Annotated in this window: 16 protein-coding genes and 3 pseudogenes; 10 read left to right on the top strand and 9 right to left on the bottom strand. The window is 61.8% G+C overall.

Features of this window, described 5'->3' with window-relative positions:
• Positions 1–145: 145 nt before the first annotated feature.
• Positions 146–718, bottom strand: coding sequence for a pentapeptide repeat-containing protein (locus ACV959_RS08660; protein WP_475739468.1), 573 nt, complete (start codon positions 716–718; stop codon positions 146–148).
• Between the two features lie 247 nt (positions 719–965).
• On the opposite strand from ACV959_RS08660, the gene ACV959_RS08655 reads away from it, so the two are divergent.
• The 6 genes and pseudogenes from ACV959_RS08655 to ACV959_RS08630 all read left to right on the top strand — a co-directional run.
• A complete protein-coding gene (locus ACV959_RS08655; RefSeq protein ID WP_475739467.1) occupies positions 966–1,313 on the top strand; it encodes a DUF3617 domain-containing protein in 348 nt (115 codons plus the stop codon).
• A 201-nt stretch (positions 1,314–1,514) separates the two neighbouring features.
• Positions 1,515–1,841, top strand: a pseudogene (locus ACV959_RS08650) (DUF932 domain-containing protein); the annotation flags it as partial.
• Between the two features lie 66 nt (positions 1,842–1,907).
• Positions 1,908–2,360 carry an IS66-like element accessory protein TnpA gene (tnpA, locus tag ACV959_RS08645; protein WP_475736305.1) on the top strand — a complete coding sequence of 151 codons (453 nt, stop codon included), beginning with the start codon at positions 1,908–1,910 and terminating at the stop codon, positions 2,358–2,360.
• Positions 2,357–2,713: an IS66 family insertion sequence element accessory protein TnpB gene (tnpB, locus tag ACV959_RS08640; RefSeq protein WP_475736306.1), complete on the top strand. Its 357-nt coding sequence runs from the start codon at positions 2,357–2,359 to the stop codon at positions 2,711–2,713. Before tnpA ends, tnpB begins: the two co-directional genes overlap by 4 nt.
• A 69-nt stretch (positions 2,714–2,782) precedes the next feature.
• The gene (tnpC, locus tag ACV959_RS08635; RefSeq protein ID WP_475736307.1) at positions 2,783–4,315 is read left to right on the top strand and encodes an IS66 family transposase; all 1,533 of its coding nucleotides are present in this window, start codon (positions 2,783–2,785) and stop codon (positions 4,313–4,315) included.
• Positions 4,316–4,321: 6 nt separating this feature from the next.
• Positions 4,322–4,834, top strand: a pseudogene (locus ACV959_RS08630) (DUF932 domain-containing protein); the annotation flags it as partial.
• Between the two features lie 122 nt (positions 4,835–4,956).
• Here the strand turns inward: ACV959_RS08630 and ACV959_RS08625 are convergent.
• Both ACV959_RS08625 and ACV959_RS08620 read right to left on the bottom strand, forming a co-directional pair.
• Positions 4,957–5,358 carry a hypothetical protein gene (locus ACV959_RS08625; RefSeq protein WP_475739740.1) on the bottom strand — a complete coding sequence of 134 codons (402 nt, stop codon included), beginning with the start codon at positions 5,356–5,358 and terminating at the stop codon, positions 4,957–4,959.
• 25 nt (positions 5,359–5,383) lie between these two features.
• Positions 5,384–6,622, bottom strand: coding sequence for an IS256 family transposase (locus tag ACV959_RS08620; RefSeq protein ID WP_475739622.1), 1,239 nt, complete (start codon positions 6,620–6,622; stop codon positions 5,384–5,386).
• Here ACV959_RS08620 and ACV959_RS08615 point away from each other — a divergent pair.
• The gene (locus ACV959_RS08615) at positions 6,621–7,862 is read left to right on the top strand and encodes an IS256 family transposase (protein ID WP_475739621.1); all 1,242 of its coding nucleotides are present in this window, start codon (positions 6,621–6,623) and stop codon (positions 7,860–7,862) included. The genes ACV959_RS08620 and ACV959_RS08615 overlap by 2 nt on opposite strands.
• Before the next feature lie 34 nt (positions 7,863–7,896).
• On the opposite strand, the pseudogene ACV959_RS08610 reads toward ACV959_RS08615, so the two are convergent.
• The 5 genes and pseudogenes from ACV959_RS08610 to ACV959_RS08590 all read right to left on the bottom strand — a co-directional run.
• Positions 7,897–8,868, bottom strand: a pseudogene (locus ACV959_RS08610) (transposase); the annotation flags it as partial.
• 312 nt (positions 8,869–9,180) lie between these two features.
• Positions 9,181–11,094: a TonB-dependent receptor gene (locus tag ACV959_RS08605; protein WP_475739466.1), complete on the bottom strand. Its 1,914-nt coding sequence runs from the start codon at positions 11,092–11,094 to the stop codon at positions 9,181–9,183.
• A 197-nt stretch (positions 11,095–11,291) separates the two neighbouring features.
• Positions 11,292–11,609 carry a hypothetical protein gene (locus ACV959_RS08600; protein ID WP_475739465.1) on the bottom strand — a complete coding sequence of 106 codons (318 nt, stop codon included), beginning with the start codon at positions 11,607–11,609 and terminating at the stop codon, positions 11,292–11,294.
• Between the two features lie 22 nt (positions 11,610–11,631).
• Complete coding sequence (locus tag ACV959_RS08595; protein ID WP_475739464.1) at positions 11,632–12,849, bottom strand: PepSY-associated TM helix domain-containing protein; 1,218 nt, start codon at positions 12,847–12,849, stop codon at positions 11,632–11,634.
• A 77-nt stretch (positions 12,850–12,926) separates the two neighbouring features.
• Positions 12,927–15,263: a TonB-dependent siderophore receptor gene (locus tag ACV959_RS08590; protein ID WP_475739463.1), complete on the bottom strand. Its 2,337-nt coding sequence runs from the start codon at positions 15,261–15,263 to the stop codon at positions 12,927–12,929.
• An 827-nt stretch (positions 15,264–16,090) separates the two neighbouring features.
• Between ACV959_RS08590 and ACV959_RS08585 the strand changes: the two genes are divergently transcribed.
• The 3 genes from ACV959_RS08585 to ACV959_RS08575 all read left to right on the top strand — a co-directional run bounded on the left by ACV959_RS08585 (position 16,091) and on the right by ACV959_RS08575 (position 18,881).
• The gene (locus ACV959_RS08585; protein ID WP_475739462.1) at positions 16,091–16,783 is read left to right on the top strand and encodes a response regulator transcription factor; all 693 of its coding nucleotides are present in this window, start codon (positions 16,091–16,093) and stop codon (positions 16,781–16,783) included.
• A complete protein-coding gene (locus ACV959_RS08580) occupies positions 16,780–18,150 on the top strand; it encodes a sensor histidine kinase (RefSeq protein ID WP_475739461.1) in 1,371 nt (456 codons plus the stop codon). Before ACV959_RS08585 ends, ACV959_RS08580 begins: the two co-directional genes overlap by 4 nt.
• Before the next feature lie 563 nt (positions 18,151–18,713).
• Positions 18,714–18,881: an Arm DNA-binding domain-containing protein gene (locus ACV959_RS08575; protein ID WP_475739460.1), complete on the top strand. Its 168-nt coding sequence runs from the start codon at positions 18,714–18,716 to the stop codon at positions 18,879–18,881.
• Here the strand turns inward: ACV959_RS08575 and ACV959_RS08570 are convergent.
• Positions 18,874–19,574, bottom strand: a protein-coding gene (locus tag ACV959_RS08570) for an IS5 family transposase (RefSeq protein ID WP_475739620.1) whose coding sequence is annotated in 2 segments (ribosomal slippage) — positions 18,874–19,311 and positions 19,314–19,574 — 699 coding nt in all. Because the reading frame shifts where the segments join, the coding sequence is not laid out codon by codon here. The two genes, ACV959_RS08575 and ACV959_RS08570, sit on opposite strands and share 8 nt — an antisense overlap.
• Between the last annotated feature and the right edge of the window lie 27 nt (positions 19,575–19,601).

Below are 19,601 nucleotides of genomic sequence, written 5' to 3'. Positions count from 1 at the left end.
CAACGGCAAATGCTCGATTGATCATGGGCAGGACCTGGTTGCCACATGGCGACGTTGCCGCCCGAGTTTCTAATCGAGCGGCGGAGATCCGTCTGCTTCATAGTTTCCCAACAATTTCGGGAAAGACCGGCAAGCTCCCCGGGAGCTATCGCGTCAGCGTCAAGTTGGAGCCGTCGAGCACCGCGTAATCGAAGCGCGCGCCCGTAACGATTGCGGCGGTAGAGTTGGTGGCGTTCAGCACCGCATGGGTGAGATTGGTGCGCGTCAGATCGGCGCCGTCGAAACTCGCTTCCGGAAGTTCGGCGCGCACGGGAACCATTCCCTGATTGGCGGGGTCGGCTCCAAGATCGGCGTCGATGAGTTTCGCCTTGACGAATTTCACGCCGCGCCCGCCACCGATAATCCGCGCGCGCGTCATATCGGCGCCGGAAAAGTCCGCGTTTTGCACGTCGCTGCGCGTGAAATTCGTGGACGCAAGGCGAGCGCCCTTCAATTTGGCGCCCGCAAGTTTGGATGAAAAGAAGTCGGGGCTGTGCAGATCGAGACCGGAAAGATCCGCGCCGGAAAGATCGAGATTGGAAAAGTCGGCAGCGGCGTCCTTGCCCTGCGTCAGTCGCCGCTCGATCTGTGCCCGCGTTAGATCGGAGGCGAAACACGCCCTGCCTACGAGACAGAGAACACACGCCAATGTAACGGATAGCCCGAGCCGAAGCGACATGAGCCCTCTCGCTGACGAATGTCTGGAGCAGGACAATGACCATCGGCTGCGAACGCTCGCAACGGGAGAGTTTCACCTGTCCATGGGAAAAATCGGAAATCGTCTTTGCAGCCACTCGACCAGATCGCTATGCGACAAGCAGAATTGACACGTTCAGTCCGAGATCATGATTATCGCACCTTCCTGCAGGCGCCTCCTTGCGGCCACTATGGCTCTCGTCGGCACAACGTTACCACGAGGATCGATCTTGGCGGATACATTGTCGTCAGAGCTGCCAAAGAGAGCACCAGGTTTGTGGCGGATCATCACGGTTTCTCCCGAGATCGGCATGCAATCTCACGACGTCTGTATCGCTGAAGGAGACAGTATCATCGGACCTCAGGCTGCAGACTGCGCCCGTCCATCGGTCGCGCACGCAGGGGATCAGGTGATTGTGACCATCGAATGTGGCGCCCGCGACAGACGCAGCGTCGAGAGCTTCCTCTTCACGGGAGATTTCAAGTCCTGGTATCGTGCGCAATCCAAGATAAGTTCAAGCGACACGCACTCTGGCTTTTCGATCGACGCTAAATTTCTCGGAATTTGTCTGCCTTAAAAGGGAACGCAACCTCGACAAGATAACTCGCACTTGAGATTTGCTGCGGTTGTCTCGGGCATCCACGAAATCGTGGGAACTGTTGGCCGGAAGAAAGGCGTTGCAGTATCGGGACTGACGAAAGTCAGAGGAAATCGGCGTATTCGCGACGGGTTGAGGACCGAGAGAGAGGCTCCCGGGCGCCCGTCATGGAGAAGCCCCATGACCCAGGTTGAGATTCTGGATGCCGCGCGCGGCGCCGAGACCGGCTACAAGGTGGATGCGAGCCGAGGCGGGCGGATCGGCCGCGTATCATCGGAGTGGTTTTCACGCCCGTCGGATGAGCGCTATCTGTCGTTGTCGGAACTGTTCGCGGCCGTGCGCGGCCGGACCGAGCGCAGCCGGACGCGGACGGTTGAGAGCGCCGCGATCCGTGTCGGGGCAAGCCGCGACGATTCCGAGCGGCTCGCGCTGATGCTCCCAGGCTTGGACGCCCCCATCGCGCCGACGCATTGGAGCTTCGGCCAGCTCGCAAGCCTCGTAAGCGCTGTTCTGCTCGCACCTGTTTTGAATGAGTTGGGGCGACGATAATCGGAGCGAAAGGGGCTCCGACACATGTCGATTTCAGAGCGTAAGCATATGTCGGAGCCTGAAGCAGCTCCGATGCGGCGGATCGAGGTTTTCACGGGCGCGGGACGCCGGAGAACGTGGGGCTCCGATCAGAAGGCGGCGATCGTCGCTGAGAGCTTTGCGGAGGACGCGAGCGTTTGTGAAGTGGCGCGGCGGCACGGTCTGACGGCGCAGCAGCTTTTTACGTGGCGTCGTCAGGCGCGCAAAGAGACCGAGGCTCGCGCGGACGCAGGCGCGCCGCCATTGTTTGTTCCGGCAATCATGCAAGGGCCTGCGCCCGCGCCGCCGGCGAAGCGCAAACGCCGCGCCGTCGACCAGGAAATTGGTTCGACGCCGACGATCGAACTTGAAATTGACGGCGTTACGGTTCGGGTCGGACGCGGCGCGCAAGCGAAGACCATCGCTGCGGTGATCCGGGCGTTGAAAGTCGCCAAATGATCGGCCCGACGGGCGCGGTGCGCGTGATGGTGGCGACGAAGCCTGTCGACTTCCGCAAGGGCGCAGAGGGTCTCGCGGCGCTGGTGCGCGAGACGATGCAGTGCGATCCCTTCGACGGCGCGATCTACGTCTTTCGCGCGAAACGGACGGACCGCATCAAGCTGGTCTTCTGGGACGGCACGGGCGTGTGCCTCTTCGCCAAGCGGCTGGAGGATGGCGAGTTCCGCTGGCCGAAGATCGAAGACGGGGTGATGCGGTTGTCGGCGGCGCAATTTTCGGCGCTGCTGGAGGGGCTGGACTGGCGGCGCGTCCACAGCGTGAAGGAGACGCCGGCGCCGGCCTTGGCGGGATGATCTGCGACACAATGAATCAGGGCGTCGAAGAGCGTCGAAAGACCGCAGAAAATATGGTCTTCTGTGTCTATGGCGCAGGCGGTCGAGACGCTTCCCGACGATCCGAATGAACTGAAGGCGATGCTCCTCGCCGAGCGGGCGCGCAACGAGCGCCTCGTTCAGATCATCAAGGAGATGCAGCGTCATCGCTTCGGACGGCGCGCAGAGACGCTTCCCGATGACCAGATGCTGCTGGCGCTCGAAGAGGTCGAGCAGACGGAAGCCGGCGCAGCGGCGGAGGGGGAAGCCAAGTCCGCCGCCGAACGCGAGAAGGCGTCCAGAAAGCGCCGCACGAACCGAGGCGCGCTGCCGGCGCATCTGCCGCGCATCGAGACCGTCGTCGATGTCGAGGACTACGCCTGCCCCTGCTGCAAGGGACTGCTGCACAAGATCGGCGAAGACGTCTCCGAGCGGCTCGACATCGTCCCGGCGCAGTTCCGGGTGCTGGTGACGCGGCGTCCCAAATACGCCTGCCGCGCCTGCGAGGGCGCAATCGTGCAGGCGCCGGCCCCGCCGCGGCTGATCGAGGGTGGACTGCCGACCGAGGCGGCAATCGCCCATGTGCTCGTCTCCAAATATGCCGATCACTTGCCGCTTTATCGCCAGGCGCAGATCTACGCCCGACAGGGGATCGCCCTCGACCGTTCGACGCTCGCCGACTGGGTTGGCCGCGCCGCCTGGCATTTGCGGCCCGTTCATGAGCGGCTTCTGGAACACATCCGGTCGTCGACGAAAATCTTCGCCGACGAGACGACGGCGCCGGTGCTCGACCCCGGGCGGGGCCGCACGAAAACCGGCCAACTTTGGGCCTATGCCCGCGACGACCGGCCATGGGGCGGCGCCGATCCGCCGATCGCCGTCTATGTCTATGCGCAAAACCGAAAGTCCGAGCAGCCGCTCGCGCATCTCGCTGGCTTCACGGGCGTCGTGCAGGTCGACGGTTACGCTGGCTATCGCGCGCTGGCGCACAAGAACAGCGTGGCGCTGGCCTTCTGCTGGTCCCATGTCCGCCGGCGCTTTTACGAACTCGCCGCGGCAGGTCCTGCGCCGATCGCCAGCGAGGCGCTCGAACGCATCGGCGCGCTCTACGCCATCGAGAGCGACGTCCGCGCGCAGAACCCGGATGACCGGCGCGCGGCGCGACAGGAGAAATCCCGCCCGATCCTCGACGCCCTCGAGCCATGGCTGCGTGAAAAGCTCGCGCTGATCAGCCAGAAGACCAGGCTCGCCGAGGCGATCCGCTACGCGCTCTCGCGTTGGGACGGCCTGGCGCGCTTCATCGACGACGGGCGCATCGAGATCGACTCCAACATCGTCGAGCGCGCCATCCGCCCCATTGCCCTCAATCGCAAGAACGCGCTTTTCGCGGGCTCAGACGGCGGCGCAGAGAATTGGGCGATCGTCGCCTCGCTCATCGAGACCTGCAAGCTCAATGGCGTCGATCCGCAGGCCTATTTGGCCGACGTTCTCGTGAAGATCATCAATGGCCATCTCGCGAGCAAACTCGACGAGCTCATGCCCTGGGCCTACGCGCAGCCGGTCGCTCTCGAAGACGTGGCCTGATAACAGCGGTTACCAAGCCTCGTCGGCGCGCCGGCGACCTATCTTCGTCAGCTGCCGGCGCCGCTCGCCGGCATCAATCTGCAATATGGCCTGACCTCGCACCGCGCAGAGCAGATCAAGACGCTGGAGATCGAAGACAGGCGCGTCGAGCTGCGCGCCGTAACCGGTCCAGATTACGGCCGGATTTACGATCACGAACTTGTATCCGCGGTGCAGCGCATTGCGGGCAATGGCACGGGCGATACGCGCTGGAAGGTGCCGGGCGTGCTCGACTGGTCGACCGGAATTTACAACCCCCATGTCGACATCACGCGAGACACGACGACGCTCTACGCCTCCGACCGCGACGTGTTTCTGTTTCTGGTCGACGATCTCAATCCGATTGAAGCCGGCCGATTGCCGGACGGCTCACCCGATCTCTTCTTTCGCGGCTTCTACTGCTGGAACTCCGAAGTTGGCGCGAAGACACTTGGCATTGCGAGCTTTTACCTCCGAGCCGTTTGCCAGAACCGCAATCTGGACACTTCTATCAACGCGGCGTTTTGCAGTGTTGACCGCGGTGAGGCGGCTATTCATCTGCGGAATGCGTGCTGTTGGTGGGCGAGGCGCGCCTGAAGGCGCGCGGCGCCCACACGCCGGGATCAGGCGGTGGCGGTTCGTTGCAGGAAGACCAGCCGCTTGAAGTTGTAGACGAGGTTCGCCATGCCGATTTTCACTCTGGCTCTGGCGATGCCAATGGTGCGGATGAAGAGCCTCAGAGCTATGACTGAAAATGGGTGATTGGGCCTGAAAAGGCGGCGTATCGTGGGGGGTGCTGAATCCTGCCAGCTCCTCCAAAGGAGCGATACGCCATGGAAGAAGATAGCACGATCATCCATCTCCGGCAGCGGGGTCTGATCTCCGATCCCCTGACGGAGATTGCCCGAGAAGGCGCACAACGCATGCTTTTGGCCGCGCTGAAGGCTGAAGCGGACAGTTTCGTCGAGATGTTTTCCCACGAGCGGCGGTCCCGTCGCCAATTGTGTTGGAATTTGCTGACGCATCTCCGTGCGCCATGATGCTATCCGATCATGCCGCGAGGTCAATGATCTGATCGACTGGTTTTTCGGCGAGGCTCTCCCAACCGTCGACCTTTCGCATGGTGATCTGACCCGACGCCAACAGCGCCCAGAACAACATTGCGGCGGTCTCCGCGCAGGGCAAGACGGTCTGCGTCTTGATCCGACGTTTGAACTCTTCATGCAGCCTCTCGATGGCGTTCGAGGTTCGGATCGAGCGCCACTGGCTTGGCGGAAAGCGCGTGAAAGTGAAGAGCTTGTCGCCGGCCTCCTCCAGACTGTCGGCGACGGCGCGGCATTTGAGGCGCCATTTGCGGATGAACGCCTTGCGTTTCGCCTCGACCTCCTGTTTCGTCGAGGCGTAGATCATGTCCTTGTAGTCGTTCGAGATTTCCTCATGCAGCCGTTCGGGCGCATGGGCCAGCAGATTGCGATGTTTGTGAACCGTGCAACGCTGGACGGCGACATCGGTCCATAACGCCGCCAGCGCCTTCTCGAGCCCCGGCGCGCCGTCGACGATGACGAGTTCCGGTGTCTTCAAACCGCGCGCGACGAGATCGTCGAGCAGCGCCCGCCAGGCGGCCTCGCTCTCGCCACCCATATTCTTGACCGCGAGCAGAACCTTTTGGCCGTCGGCGCGCACGCCGAGCGCCATGAGCAACGAGATGGAGGTCGCCCTCTTGTCCAGCCGCACGCGCACGACGGTTCCGTCGAGAATGAGCCGGATGATCGGCTCTTCGCCAAGCGGACGCCTGTTCCAGAGGTCCCAGTCGCCTTTCACCCTCCGCCACGTCCGGCTGACGACGTCCTTGCCGATGGCGCCGTTGAAAACCGCCTTCAACGCCCGGCGCACCCGGCGCGTATTGGTTCCGGCGAGATAACCGCCGGCGATCAAGGCGTCGGCGGCCTTGGTGCGACGCTGGTAAGCCGGCAACGATTTGCTCTTCCATTCACGTGTCTTGCCGTCCTCGCCCAGGAGGCGGGCGCGTGGAACGGAAATCTCGGTCTTGCCGAAGGTTCCGGTCAGCGTCCGGTTGCGACGGCCGTGGCGGCAGCCAACGGTGGGCGTCGGTTCGTCCGGGCCGCTCGGCTTGCGTCGTCCATAACGCGGCCGCGCTAGGACGTCCGCCAGCTCTTCCTCCAGCATCGCCTCGATGAACCCGCGAACCCGAGCGCGGACCGCGTCCTCGATCGCGTCGGCCCAATCGTCGAAAAGCAGAATGTCGGCGGCGACAGCCGCCGTCTTCATGGTATTCTTCGTCACGGCGTGGTCTCCTTTCCAGCGCTCCAACGCTGGAATCGTTTGGGTTAGGCAACCCGGAGACTACGCCAACCAAATTCCAACCACCTTCGCGACGGGACCCGAGCGGCTGCCTGATGGCCGCCAACATGTTGTGCGGCATGGCGTCGGGCCAGAACGGGTCATCCAGACCGGGATCGGGCCGATAACCGTTCAGCGGCAAAAGGTCCGGGATCGCGCCGCCGATGCGCCGGCGTCGGCGAAAGTTCGCTTCAGTTCGAACATTCTGCCCAGATGGGCGCGCCGGTCGCGCAGCCTCGACGCCTTGTTGCCGGTTCTTTATCTGCGGGGCGTCTCGATGGGCGACCTTCAGGAGGCGCTGACGGCCCTTCTCGGCCCAGAGGCCCCGAACCTATCGCCGGGCGTGATCGCTCGTCTGATCGAGGCTTGGCGGGAGGAGCATGGTCGCTGGCAACGTCGGGATCTCTCGGCTCGCCGCTATGTCTACATCTGGGCGGACGGCGTCTATCTACAGGCGCGGATGGAGCCGGAAGCGGAATGCATTCTTGTCATCATCGGCGCCACGCCCGAAGGCAAAAAGGAGCTTCTCGGCTTTCATGTGGGCGCCCGGGAAAGCGCGCAAAGCTGGCGTGAGTTGCTTGTCGATCTCAAGGCGCGGGGCCTGACAATCTCCCCCGAACTTGCGGTTGCCGATGGCGCTTTGGGGTTCTGGAAAGCAATGGACGAGATTTATCCAGCCGCGCGGCGTCAGCGATGCTGGTTCCACAAGATCTCCAATATTCTCGGCAAGTTCCCGAAGTCCATGGCGGCGGCGGTCAAGGCCGACCTGCAGGAGATCCATCACTCAGAAACCAAGGCGGCGGCGCGCGCGGCGATAAACCTCTTCAACGAAAAATACGGGACCAAATACGCGCCGGCCGTCGCCTGCCTGACCAAGGATGAAGAAGCATTGCTGGCGTTCTACGACTTCCCCGCCGAACACTGGGATCACCTGCGAACGTCCAATCCAATCGAGAGCGTCTTCGCCACCGTCCGGCATCGGACGGTGCGCACCAAGGGCGCTCTGTCCCAGAAGACGGTGAAGATCATGGTCTTCACCCTCATTCGAGCGGCGTCAAAAACCTGGCGCAGATTGAAAGGCGCAAATCAGTTGCCTCGGCTCATCGAAGGCGTCAGATTCGTCGACGGCGTCGCAAGCAGCGACGCCAGAGAAAGCCACGCCGCTTGATCAGCGCCCGTCACCCACATTCGGCCATAGCTCAGAGCCTCATTCGATCCTTCTGCTCTGCGAAGACATGCTCGACGCGCGAGCGAACTTTCGATTTTTCCGCGTTGGCGCGGCGAACGGCGTCCGGCATCGGCCTGCCCTTGGGCTTCTTGCGATGAACGCGGCTGACGAAGCCGTTCTTCTCCATGAACGTCTCATTGGCCGCCGAACGATAGGCCGTATCGGCCCAGACGCTCGACGCCGTGTTGGTCTTGTCGAGCAAGCCTTCCCGCAATCGCGCGCCCTCGTAAGCCGCGGCGTCGGTCGCCTGCCATGTGCGGATGAAGCCGAAGCCGCGGTCGATCGAGACATGGTTCTGGTAGCCAAACAGGGGGATTGCGATATCGCAGGGCGGCGTCGAGCCGTCCTCCTTCGTCTTCGCCTTGGTGAACTTCACCGTCCAGCGCGCGTCGCGGTCCTTCTGCCGCAGCTTGGCGGGATTGGCTTTCCAGTTCTCGGGAATGCGGCCGTCTTTGACCGCCTCCTTTTCCTCTTGCGTGTTGCGCTGCCGCGGGGCGGCGACAAGCGTTGCGTCCACAATCTGCCCGGACATGGCGATGAAGCCCGACGCCCGCAGCGCCGCGTCGAAGCGCGCGAACAAGGGTTCAATCGCGCCCGCCTTGGTCAGCTTCTCCCGGAACAGCCAGATCGTACGCGCATCCGGAACGCGGTCGGCGAGCGAGAGCCCCAGGAAGCGCATGAACGACATGCGGTCGTTGATCAGAAATTCGGTGCGCTCGTCCGACAAATTGTCCATCGCCGCGATGACGAGGATTTTGAACATCATCACCGGATCGAACGGCGGGCGGCCGCCCTGCGACCCCGCGGAATAGCCAAGCGCCGCGACGAGATCGGCGCGGAACATCTCGAAATCCACCGCCGCCGCAAAGGACTCGAGATGATCGCCGAGCCCGCTCAGGCGCTTCAACCGTTCGTCGACATCAAAAAATCCAGGCTGTCCGCGCATCGACTCGTCTCCAATCCCTTCCACCACAGGGAATCAGAAACGCCGCTCGTGCGCCAGTTTTTAGAAGCGTCCATATGGGTTGCGATGAAACTTCTCGACTGTTGCAGCCATTCAACAGTCGCTGCTATCAATCGACATGCGAGCTCCCCCGAGCTTAGCGCTGATTTCGATATTGTTCTTCGCGAGTTCGGCCGCCCATCCCCTCTCACAGGCGGCTTCCACGGATCGCGCCAACCCAGTTGTCGCCCCACGGGCGTGGCGCCTGCTGCTGCGAGCGTCAAAGGACGGCGCGCGAGCTTGACGGACTTGGCCTCAAAATCCGCCGCTCAGGCTCACGCTGAAACCGCGCGGCTCGCCATGGAAAAGAGCGCCGTTCGAGGTCCAGTTCGGGCGATTGGTGAGGTTGGTCGCGTTGATTTCGAGCTTGAGATTATCGTTGAAGCTATAGGCGAGCGAGGCGCCGAGCATCTGCTGGGGCGCAAGGGTGAAGCCATAGGTGTTGGGCAACGTCGCCTCGAGGCGACTGGCGTAGTAGTAGCTGGCGCCGAGTTCGAGGCCCTTGAGGTCGCCCGAGTCGAATGTGTAATTGGCGGAGAGGTTGTAGACTCGGCGCGGCGCGCCCAAAAGATCGCTGCCCTGCTGCGAGGGGATGTTGTCGTCCTTCGAGACGAGCGCGTGCAGGAAGGTGGCGACGGCGTTGATTTTCAGGTTCGGCAAGATTTCGCCGCCGAGATTGACCTCGATCCCGTGGCTATGCTGCTGGCCGGTGACGACGGAATAGAAGCCGGATGGATTGGCCGGATTGGGAATGGCGACATTGTCGCGCGTGATGTCGAAGAGACCGACTTCGAAACTCATCTTGCGGTCGAGAAATTCGCGCCTGAAGCCGATCTCATATTGCGTGTCCTGCTGCGGCGGCGGCGCCTCGCCGCTTTGGATGCGCACGCCGGTGTTTGGGATCAGCGATTTGCCGTAAGCGGCGAAGAGCTGCGTCTCCTCGTTCGGCCGATAGAGAATGCCGGCGCGCGGCGAAAAATAGCCCTTTCTCCCCTTGCTTAAGCTCGATGTCGGCTCGCCGGTCAGCGCGCCGAAGGGATCGAAGACGCGCTCGCGCTGGGCGAGAAGATCGTAACGCCCGCCGATCAGAATGCGCCAGTTCTCGTTCAGATCGATGAGGTCCTGGCCGTAGACCGAACGGCTGATCGCGCGCGCGACGCCATTCGACCAATAGGCGCCGGCGTAATTGACGCCCGGCGAATAGACGGGGAAGAAAATGTTGACCGGCGCCGCCTCATCGCGGGCGATATCGTTGTTATAGCCGTAATAGAAATCCCAATGTTCAAGTCCGAGAAAGACCGTGTGAGAGAGGAGCCCTGTGTCGAAGCGGCCGTTGAGGCGCAATTGCGCGTCGAAACTGCGATTGGCGACGCGCGCGCGGGCCGGATTGCCGAGGACGACCGACTGGAAGCCGTCATAGCCCCAGCCGGTGAACCAGCCCCAGCGGCTCGCGGAGAGAAAATAATCGACGACCGTGGTGATGTTCCAGTCCTTGTTGAAGGCGTGCTCATAGGTGAAGGTGAGATCGTCGAAGATCGGGGTTTCATGCTCATTGGCGGGCAGGCCGGCATAGAACTCGCGCGGGACGTGCAGGAAGATCGGATCGGCGGGAACGCCATCGCGCCAGACGAGCCGGGCGCCGTTGTGCTCGGCGCGCAAGCTGGCTCTGTCGCCGTTATCCGCCGTATAGGCGAGCATGGGGGCTATGTCGAAACTGCGCGAGCCTACGAAATCGACAAAGCTCCCCAGGCTCTGCGCCGAGCCGGTGAAGCGAAACAGCAGGCTCTTGTCGTTATTGAGCGGCGTATTGACGTCGACGGTGAAACGCCGCACGGCGAAACTGGCGAGGGTCGAAACGGCGCGCGCGAAAGTCTCCTGCGTCGGGGCCTTTCGGATGTAATTCGCTGCGCCGCCATAGCCGCCGAGCGCCTTGCCGAATAGCATGGCGCTGGGCCCCTTGAAGAACTCGACGTGGTCGATGGTGGAGAGATCGACGTCCTGGGCGGTGAAGCCGTGCGAGGCGCCGTCGAAAAGCGTCACCCCCGCCGGAAAGCCGCGCATGACGAAGCTTGGCGAATAGGCCGAGTTCGTCGCCGGCGCGTTGACATAGACGCCGCTCTGGTCGCGCCCCAGCGTCTGAGCGCGCGGCGCCGGAGGATCCTCACGCATAGGGCCGACCTGCGGCGCCGTATCTGAGGGCCTGAGCGGAACCCTGAGAGGCGCCTGGCGCTTCGTGCGCGGTACGAGATTGCGCGCGTGGCGCTCCGAGGCTGCCTTCTCCTTTCGTTCGATCTCCCGCCACTCCCCGGCAAAGGCCGTCGCGCCGGACACAACGACGGCGAGCACAGAGATAAGCGGGCAGCCCTTCACGCCGCCCCGGCGCGCCGCGCACGGCAATGCATGGCGACAGCTTGCGCCAACATATGACGGCGGTCCAGCGCGATCTGCGACAGCGGTGCGACAAAGCTGCGCGAGTCCTGATCACCGACGACAAAACGGCACATCAATCCACCCCCGGCGGCGCCCATGTCGAAAATGTCGACGACCGTAAGCCGTGGCGCGCCGCTGCCGCAAGCGCCTCTACTACGCAACTCGAGAAAGAGCCCGGAACGCGGATGGGCCGAGACCGGCAACGCGCGCCGCAGACGCTCAATCTTACAGGGGAGGCTTTCATGATTCGACATTGGGCATTCCTCTCGGATACGCTCATGAGGTCGTTTCTATCGTGGTGGACGCCGTCGACTTACGAAGCTGATGCGACCCGCGCGCGGCCCGCTTCTTCCACCAAATGTAAACGCCGGTCGCGGAGAGCATCGTGATGATGAGGCCGAGGAGGCAGACGAAGATGCGGTAGGGAAGACCAAAGAGATTCGCCTTATGCAGTTCGTATATCCATGTGGTGATCGTATTCCCGGCGCGGCCGCCGGTGGGAAGACTTATCTGGCGTAATTCGCCGTTTGCTATGTCGAACCAGACCGATGTCTGACCGTATTTGTCGCCGATGTCGCGCGATGAGCGCACCCGATATTCCCAAGCGCCCTTGTCCTTGACGGCATATAGCGATATTTCCCGCTCGACGCTGAAGCCATTGTTGCGCGCCTCGTCGGCCATGAGCGCCCGGCCGGTTTGCAGGGCTTTCTCCCAGCTCATCGGCTCCCCCTCGGCGAGCGGCTCATCGAGCTCCATATGATAGAACGATGGCTGATAGTCGAAGAGAAAAGACATGGCGCGGGCATAGAAACCATTCAAATTCATATAGACGCTCGACCACGCAAAAATGACCAGCAGGACCCAGAACCAGAGCCCGCCGGCGCGATGCAAGTCGAAGCTGACGCGATAGAACGAGCCCGAGAGCTTCACGAGCCATGCGGGCTTCCAGCGGGCCAGAAAGTTTTTCCGCGAACGTTCGCTCGCCGCGGGCAGCGTCAAATAGAAGCCGACGAAACAATCAAGGGTCCAGGCGAGCGCCGTAAAGCCGAGAATCCAGGCGCCGATTTCGCCCGCGACAAGCGTCATGTGTAGTTGATAGACAAAGGGCATGATCCCCGCTCGTTTTGTCGGAAACGCGCCCCAGAACATCCGGCCAAGCTCCTCGCCCGAATAGCGATCAAGATAGAGGGTGTTGAAATCAAGCGCCGGCGCGCCGGGCTTCGGCTCCATGCCGATCTCGGCGACGGGCGCGTCATAGCCGAAATAGACGGTGGACGTTTGCGCGCCAGGAACAATCGCTTCGGCGCGTCGCGCCAGCGCGGCGGCGTCGAGCGCCGCGCCGTCCCGCGCCGCAGGATAGAGTTCCGGCGTCAGCAGATGATTCAGTTCGCCATAAAAGGCGAGCAGGCTTCCCGTAAGTCCGACGATAATCAGGAAACCCGCCATCGCAAGCCCGGTCCAGCGATGCAGCCAAACGAATAAACCGCGAGTCATCGACCGCACTCCTCGGTTAATCATTTACAGTTGGGCTGCCTCGTGCTCGGCAGAGACGAGACAGCCCAATCGCGATATCACCACTCGAATTTCAGCGAGCCCACGACGGTGAAAGGCTGGGCGGGAAAAGCGCTCAAACGCGTGGGCGCTGAGAAGAAAATGTCCGTTCCGGTGAAGTATCTCGTATTGGTGATGTTGTTGAGATTGAGCTGGGCGGTCAGCTTGTGGCCTTCATACAGCGCCGTGTAGCTCGCCATCGCGTCGAGCTGCGCCCAACCGGGAATGAGGAAAGTGTTCTGAATGTCGCCCCACGCGCGGGTCGAAGCCGTGACGCCGCCACCGATGCGCCAACCAAGGCCTGCATCGCCGAAATCATATGTCAGCCATGCCTTGCCGGAGTGCCGCGGGACATTGTCGAGATGATTGAGATAGAGTCCGCTCCCGTAAGGGTTTAGCGGGTCCCTTGCATTGTCGGCGATCACTTTGGCGTCGATGAGGGCGTAGTTGGCGAGGACCGCGAAACGATCATTAAAGCGACCCATGATATCGAGTTCAATGCCGCGGCTTCGTTGAAGGCCCGCGAGCTTTACGTCATTCGGATCTGGCGTCGAAAAATCCAGCGTCGTCAGATTAGATCTCGTGAGCTGGAAAATCGCGAGATTCGCGGAAAGATCGGGTAGAGGCTGCGTTTTGAGCCCAACTTCCCATTGCACGCCGATTTGCGGAGGAAAAACTTGACCAGGGGTCGAATTGTTGGGACCGAACGACCGCGTGTAGCTGCCGTAAACGCTGGCTTCCGGGATCAAGTCGTAAACGACGCCGAATCGCGGGCTCCATGCGGTGTCCTTGCGTGACGTGGTTCGAAGACGGTCGGCGATCGCTCCCCATTTGCTCGCGCTGTAGTCGCTAAGGTCGCCAGCGCAGCAACTGGACACGCTTCCTGGCGTGACATCAGCGATGTCGTAGCGTACGCCGAGCAGGATATGCGCCTTGTCGTCCAGGACGTTGATGAGATCTTGAACATACATGCCTTTTTGGCGCTGGAGAGTCGAAGAATGGAATTTGAAGCCAGAGCCGATCAGCGCGTCGTAATACGCCGGGAGCGGCACGGTTCCATAGATCGGCGCAAAGACATTAATCGGGTATGATGTCATCCCGGCGCCAAAATAGTAGTCTTGTAGGAGATTCAGGTAATCCAAGCCGAAGAGGAATTTATGCTTGGCGCCGAACGTCTCAAACTTGCCTTCGAGGTTGAGGTTCGTCGAAAACGTACCGGTCTGTATATTTTGAGCTTGCGTGAAACGATCTAGCGTCAAATCGTCGAAAAAGCCTGTCGGCCCAATCAGGCTCTGCTGAAACCACAACGATGAATAAAGGAAGCGATTGACGATCTTCCAATCCTCGTTGAGGTTTTGACGAAAAACATAGCTCGCAACGACCGCGTCGGTGCCGCCGCGCGGCATGTTCCCTTCCTGATAGGACCGCGACAGTGGAACGTTCGCTGGCGCCGAGGCGTTGGGAAGCGTCGGAATGCCAGTGAGGACATTGACCTTGTTGCTCAGATATTGGAGATCCGCGGTGAACTCTGTCCAGGCGCTCGGTTGATAGGTCACGACCGGCGCGATCAGGAATCGCTGCCCGTGCTGGAACTGCCGAAAGACGCGACTGTCCTGGTATGCGCCGGAGACGCGGTAGGCGACTCCTTCAAATGTTTTCACCGGAGCCGACAGGTCCCATTGCGTGCGATAATGATCGTAATTGCGAATCTGCTGCTCCACAACATACCGCGGCGTGAATAGCGGTTGTTTGGTCACGATATTGATGAGGCCGCCGGGCTCGGCGCGGCCATAGAGGATCGACGCCGGTCCCTTAAGCACTTCGATGCGCTCGACGTTCGCGAGATCAGTAAAGAAGTTCGCGCCGCCTTGATTGAGTTGGTTGCGATATGTATCGAATACATTGAAGCCGCGTATCTTATAGAGATACCCCCCGATGTCGTTATTGTTCGAGCGGACGCCGGGAACATTTTCTAGCGCGCTTTGTAGCGTCGTAAGCGCCTGATCGCGGACCGCCTGCTTGGGCACGACATTGATCGTGACGGGCGTCTCTCTGATAGGGATATCCGCCTTCATTCCGGTCGATGCCTCGCGAACGACATAGCCTTCTGTGGGATTTTTCGGCTCGGTCGAGACGGTCGAGTTTCTGCCTGGGCTCTGGGCGTTCGTCGCCGGACCTAAGGCTGGGCCTGACGCGGATCTCGACCCAGATCCGAGGACGCCGCGCGCTGCCGACGCCGGGCGGCGCTGGCCGCCGATTTCGATCGTCGGCAAGGTCTGTTGGGCGGCGGCGAGCGAGGTGAGCGCGAGGGTCAATGCGCAGGCGGAAACGCCGCGCGCGAAAAGGTTGCTGTGCATTGTATGGAATCTCCTGACGCGGCGTCGACGCCGACGTGATCGAACGGGATGCAAACGCGGCGGCCGGGATTGGCTCGGTTCGATCAGGAGAAAAGCGGCGGCGCCTGCGACGACCATGATGTCGCCCAGCCGTTCGGCGGGTTGCAGGGTGTGTCGTATAATAACCCGCCAAAGGAAACGGACGCCTTTGGAAGCGGAATGGCCGGGAGGCTCCCCGCCGCGCGGGAGGCTGCCAGTCCTTCGACAGCGGAGGCGGGACAGCAGAGGCAACACAGAACGCCGCCGTCGCTTTCGCGCCGCCCGGTCTCATCGGAGAGCCCTTCTGCGCCACAATGCCTGTCAACGTTGAAGGAAACGCCTCGCGCTTCGTCGACCGCCGGGCCTTGACGCGCATGTGAAACGCCGAGCGCCGCGAGGGCTTGCAACAGCAGGATCAGGGCAAAGAAGCCGGGGAGGAGCGGACCCGTCGCCGCCCTCCGCCAACAGCTTTTGCCCCACGATTCGATCATCGTCCCTCTCAACGTCTCGTCCCCAAAGCAGGACAAGGGGTCAGTCCTGCCGGTATTGCTCCCCGGTTCGTGGGGGACTTGACGAGCAGGGATAATGAAGAAAGGTCGCGGGAACCTCGCAAAACGGAAGCGGCGCGCAAAAAGCCAGGCCTGTTGCCTTTGCGCCACATCGGCCGGGGAATCCGCGGGCCCGGGTCGTGAAAGGACAAGGGCTTCCACGCTTGCCAATTGGGCTCGCTCGGCTATGAAATCGCAAGGCGGCGGGGGCGTCCCCACGCCGGAGCGGCCGGTCCGCGAAGCAAGCTGGGAGCGGCGCCCATGCGAATTCTGTTGGTCGAAGATGAGGGGAGCCTGGCGCGAGAAGTCGCAGCGAGAATCGAACGCGCCGGCTATGACGTCGATCGGGTCGGCACGATCGAGGGCGCAATCCATGCGCTCGACCATTGCTCCTATGCGCTTTTTCTTCTCGATCGCCGATTGCCCGACGGCGACGGCGTCTCGCTGGTTCCACGCATCCGCAGGCGGCAGCCGGAGACACGAATTCTTATGCTTACCGCGCTTGACGCCATCGACGACAGAATTGAAGGACTTGAGGCCGGCGCGGACGACTATCTAACGAAACCGTTCAATCTAGACGAGATGATCGCGCGTATTCGCGCGAACTTAAGAAAACGCGAGGGAGGCGCGACCGTTGAGGTCGCCATCGGCGCGATGTCGTTCGATCTTGTTCGACGCGCGGTATTCATCGCCGGCGAACCTGTCCTCTTCACGCATCGCGAACTCGTATTACTTGAGGCGCTCGTCAGACGAGCCAATTGCGTCGTCTCGCGCGAGACGCTGAACGCCGAACTCTATGGATATGGAGAGATGGTTCAGGAGCATGCGTTAACGTCGGTTGTGTCCCGTTTGCGCGCACGTCTCGCGGCGCTCGATGCGAAAGTCGAAATTTATTCTGCGCGGTCTCTCGGCTACATATTGAGAGAAGCCAGGGAGAGCGGAGCGGGAGCGTGACGCGCGGCCCGTCGCTGGCGCGCCGGACGGTCGGCTTTCTCATTTTGGCGCAGATCTCCGCCTTCATTCTTGCCTGGGCAATCACGCTCGGTCTCGGCCTCGCTGGCGTTGAGCGATTTACCCAGTCATGGGACGAACTCGCCGCTTTTCGCGGCGGCAATCTGGTGATTGATTCGCTCAAAGCTGACGAAGCCGGCGAAGTCCATATTGTTCCGACGGCGCAACTGGAAGCCGAGTTAAGACGAACCCCGGGATTCAAATATGCGGCCTTCGATTTCAGAACGAAACTGCCGGTCGCCGGCTCCTCGCCGGAACTCGTCGGCAGGCTCAAGAATATTATAGAAGTGAGCCCGACGCACTCTCATTTCGTCTTGCCGGGCGATCCGGACTCGCCGACGCTGGGGTTCATGGGACCGTATTGGACGCCCTACGGGCGTTTTCAGATCGCCAGCTATCGGGCAAAATTCCGATGGGAGGACATTTTCCTCTGCATGCGAGAGGATTTCTGGAATTATGCGGCCTATCTCATCGTCGCCGCATTACTCTCCGGGGCGACGGCGTGGCTCGCCGTGCGAAAGGGGCTGACGCCTTTGCGCAGCGCCGCCGCCGAATTGACGCAGATCGGCGTGAACGCTTTAGGCAAACGACTGGTCTTGGAAGACGCGCCTGTCGAAATAACGCCTTTTGTCGACGCCGTGAATGAAGCGCTGATGCGCCTCGACGCCTGGGCGGCGCGACAAAGACGCTTCGCCGCCAACGCCGCGCATGAATTGCGGACCCCACTCGCAATCATGCGTGCGCGGCTGGAAAACGCCAATGCGTCCGAACTCAGGAGCGAGCTGCTTGGAGATGCGAGTCGCCTTCGCTCGATCGTCGAGCAAATGCTGGTCGCGGGGCGGCTGAGCGAAGGTCAGACGCGGCTCGATCAATGTGTAAATCTGTCCGAAGCGGCTGGGCGGGCCGTCTCGGACTTTCTGCCGCTCGCGCTCGACCGCCGCCGTTTCATCGAATTTGAGGCTGCGCCCGCGACGGCGTTTGTGCGCGGCAACCACCGCGCGATTGAGTGCGTAATCACCAATCTCATCGACAATGCCGTGCGCGCGGAGCCGCAAGGGGGGACTGTCTTCGTTCGCATCGACGATGGCGTCGTCGCGGTGATCGATCACGGCGAAGGCGTCGCCGCTAGCGATCGTGAAACGATCTTCGAACCTTTCTGGCGCAAGAACGAAGCCGACTCCGGCGCAGGCCTTGGCCTCGCCATCGCCAAGGAAATAGTGGACGCGCACGGCGGCCGTATCTGGGTCGAGGACACGCCCGGCGGAGGGGCGACGTTCAAGCTTTCGTTTCGGCAGGCGAATCTGAGTTGAAACCCGCCGGAGCGGGCGTGCGCCGACAACGCGGATGGTCAGAATTCCCGCAAAGTCCCGGTCCCGGCTATGGGCTAACGAAATCGCCATGACAGCGCTATAGCGAAGACATATTGCCCATCTTGATCGACCGTGGCGCGCCAGCCCGCTCCAACCTCGCCATGCCGGAGCTTACGAAGAAAGCCTCGCCGAGTTACGTTTGCACAGCTGCGCCAGCGTACAAAATCAATAGAGTGTAGCGGCGAGATATCTCAGTCCCTGGCGGGCTCCCGCGCATTCCTGCGAGCGCGCCAAAAATTTGGCCTTTCCGTAGAATCCCGCTCCCCTCCGCTCCGCCCCGCCCCGCCCAGACGGTTTGCTCCCAGACCCTCCCTCTCCGCCAATTCCTCGTTCACCGCCATTCGCTCACAACCGCTTAAGGCCGTGAATTTCAACGGTTAATCTAACCGTAGCAACCCGCCGCCGTTCGTTGCCGGACGCCTGCAACCACGTTATTATGTGGGGAACGGCGTGGGGAAATTCCCAAGTGTGGGGAAGGGCTGCCCCAGGGGTGCGGGGCGGGCATGGGAAAGCTGACGGCAAACGAAGTTAAGGCAGCGTTGGCGAAACCCGGAACCTATGGCGACGGCGACGGCCTTTTCCTGAAAGTGAGCAAGAGCGGGGGCGCAAGCTGGCTCCTGCGTGTCCAACATGAAGGCAAGCGCCGGGATTTAGGGTCTGGACTCAATTGATCCAATAGCGGAGGGCGGCAACGATGCACAGGCCGGCGAGGAAGTTTCGAGCGGTTTTGTCGTAACGTGTGGCGATGGCTCGAAAGTCCTTCAACCGGCAGAACGTCCGCTCGATGACGTTGCGCAGGCGGTAAAGTTCCGCGTCGAACGGAAAGAGGCGCTTGCGGTTGACTTTATTGGGAATGACCGGCGTCGTGCCGCGTGCTTGCAGGAAGAGGCGCAAATGATCCGCGTCGTAGCCCTTGTCGCCGATCATTTGTTCGCTCGGCGCGGTCGCGGCGAGCAGTGTCGCCGCGCCCGTGACGTCGGCGACGCGTCCGCCCGTCAGCAGGAAGGCGTGCGGTCGTCCTTCTTCGTCGACGAGCGCGTGGATTTTCGTCGTGCGCCCGCCGCGCGAGCGGCCGATGGCTTGATTTTGCGCCCCCCTTTTCTGGCGCCGCTCGCCGAGCGATGCGCCTTGACCGCCGAACTGTCGATCATGGTGAGCGCTGGCGGGTCGCCGCTTGCGACGAGCGCCGAGAATATGCGTTGCCACAGGCCCCGCTGGCTCCAGCGATTGTATCGGTTGAAGACCGTCGTATACGGCCCATACTCGTCGGGAAGCGCGCGCCATCGGCAGCCCTCGCGCAGCCGATGGACGATGCCGCTGATGATGCGGCGATCGTCCTGGCGCTTGGGCCCGGTGTGGACCATCGGAAGATGCGGCTCGATCGCCGCCCA

This window comes from Methylocystis sp. Se48 (assembly GCF_056269425.1).
Note: the sequence above shows the minus strand (reverse complement) of the source record. Positions and strands in the feature narration are given on the sequence as shown.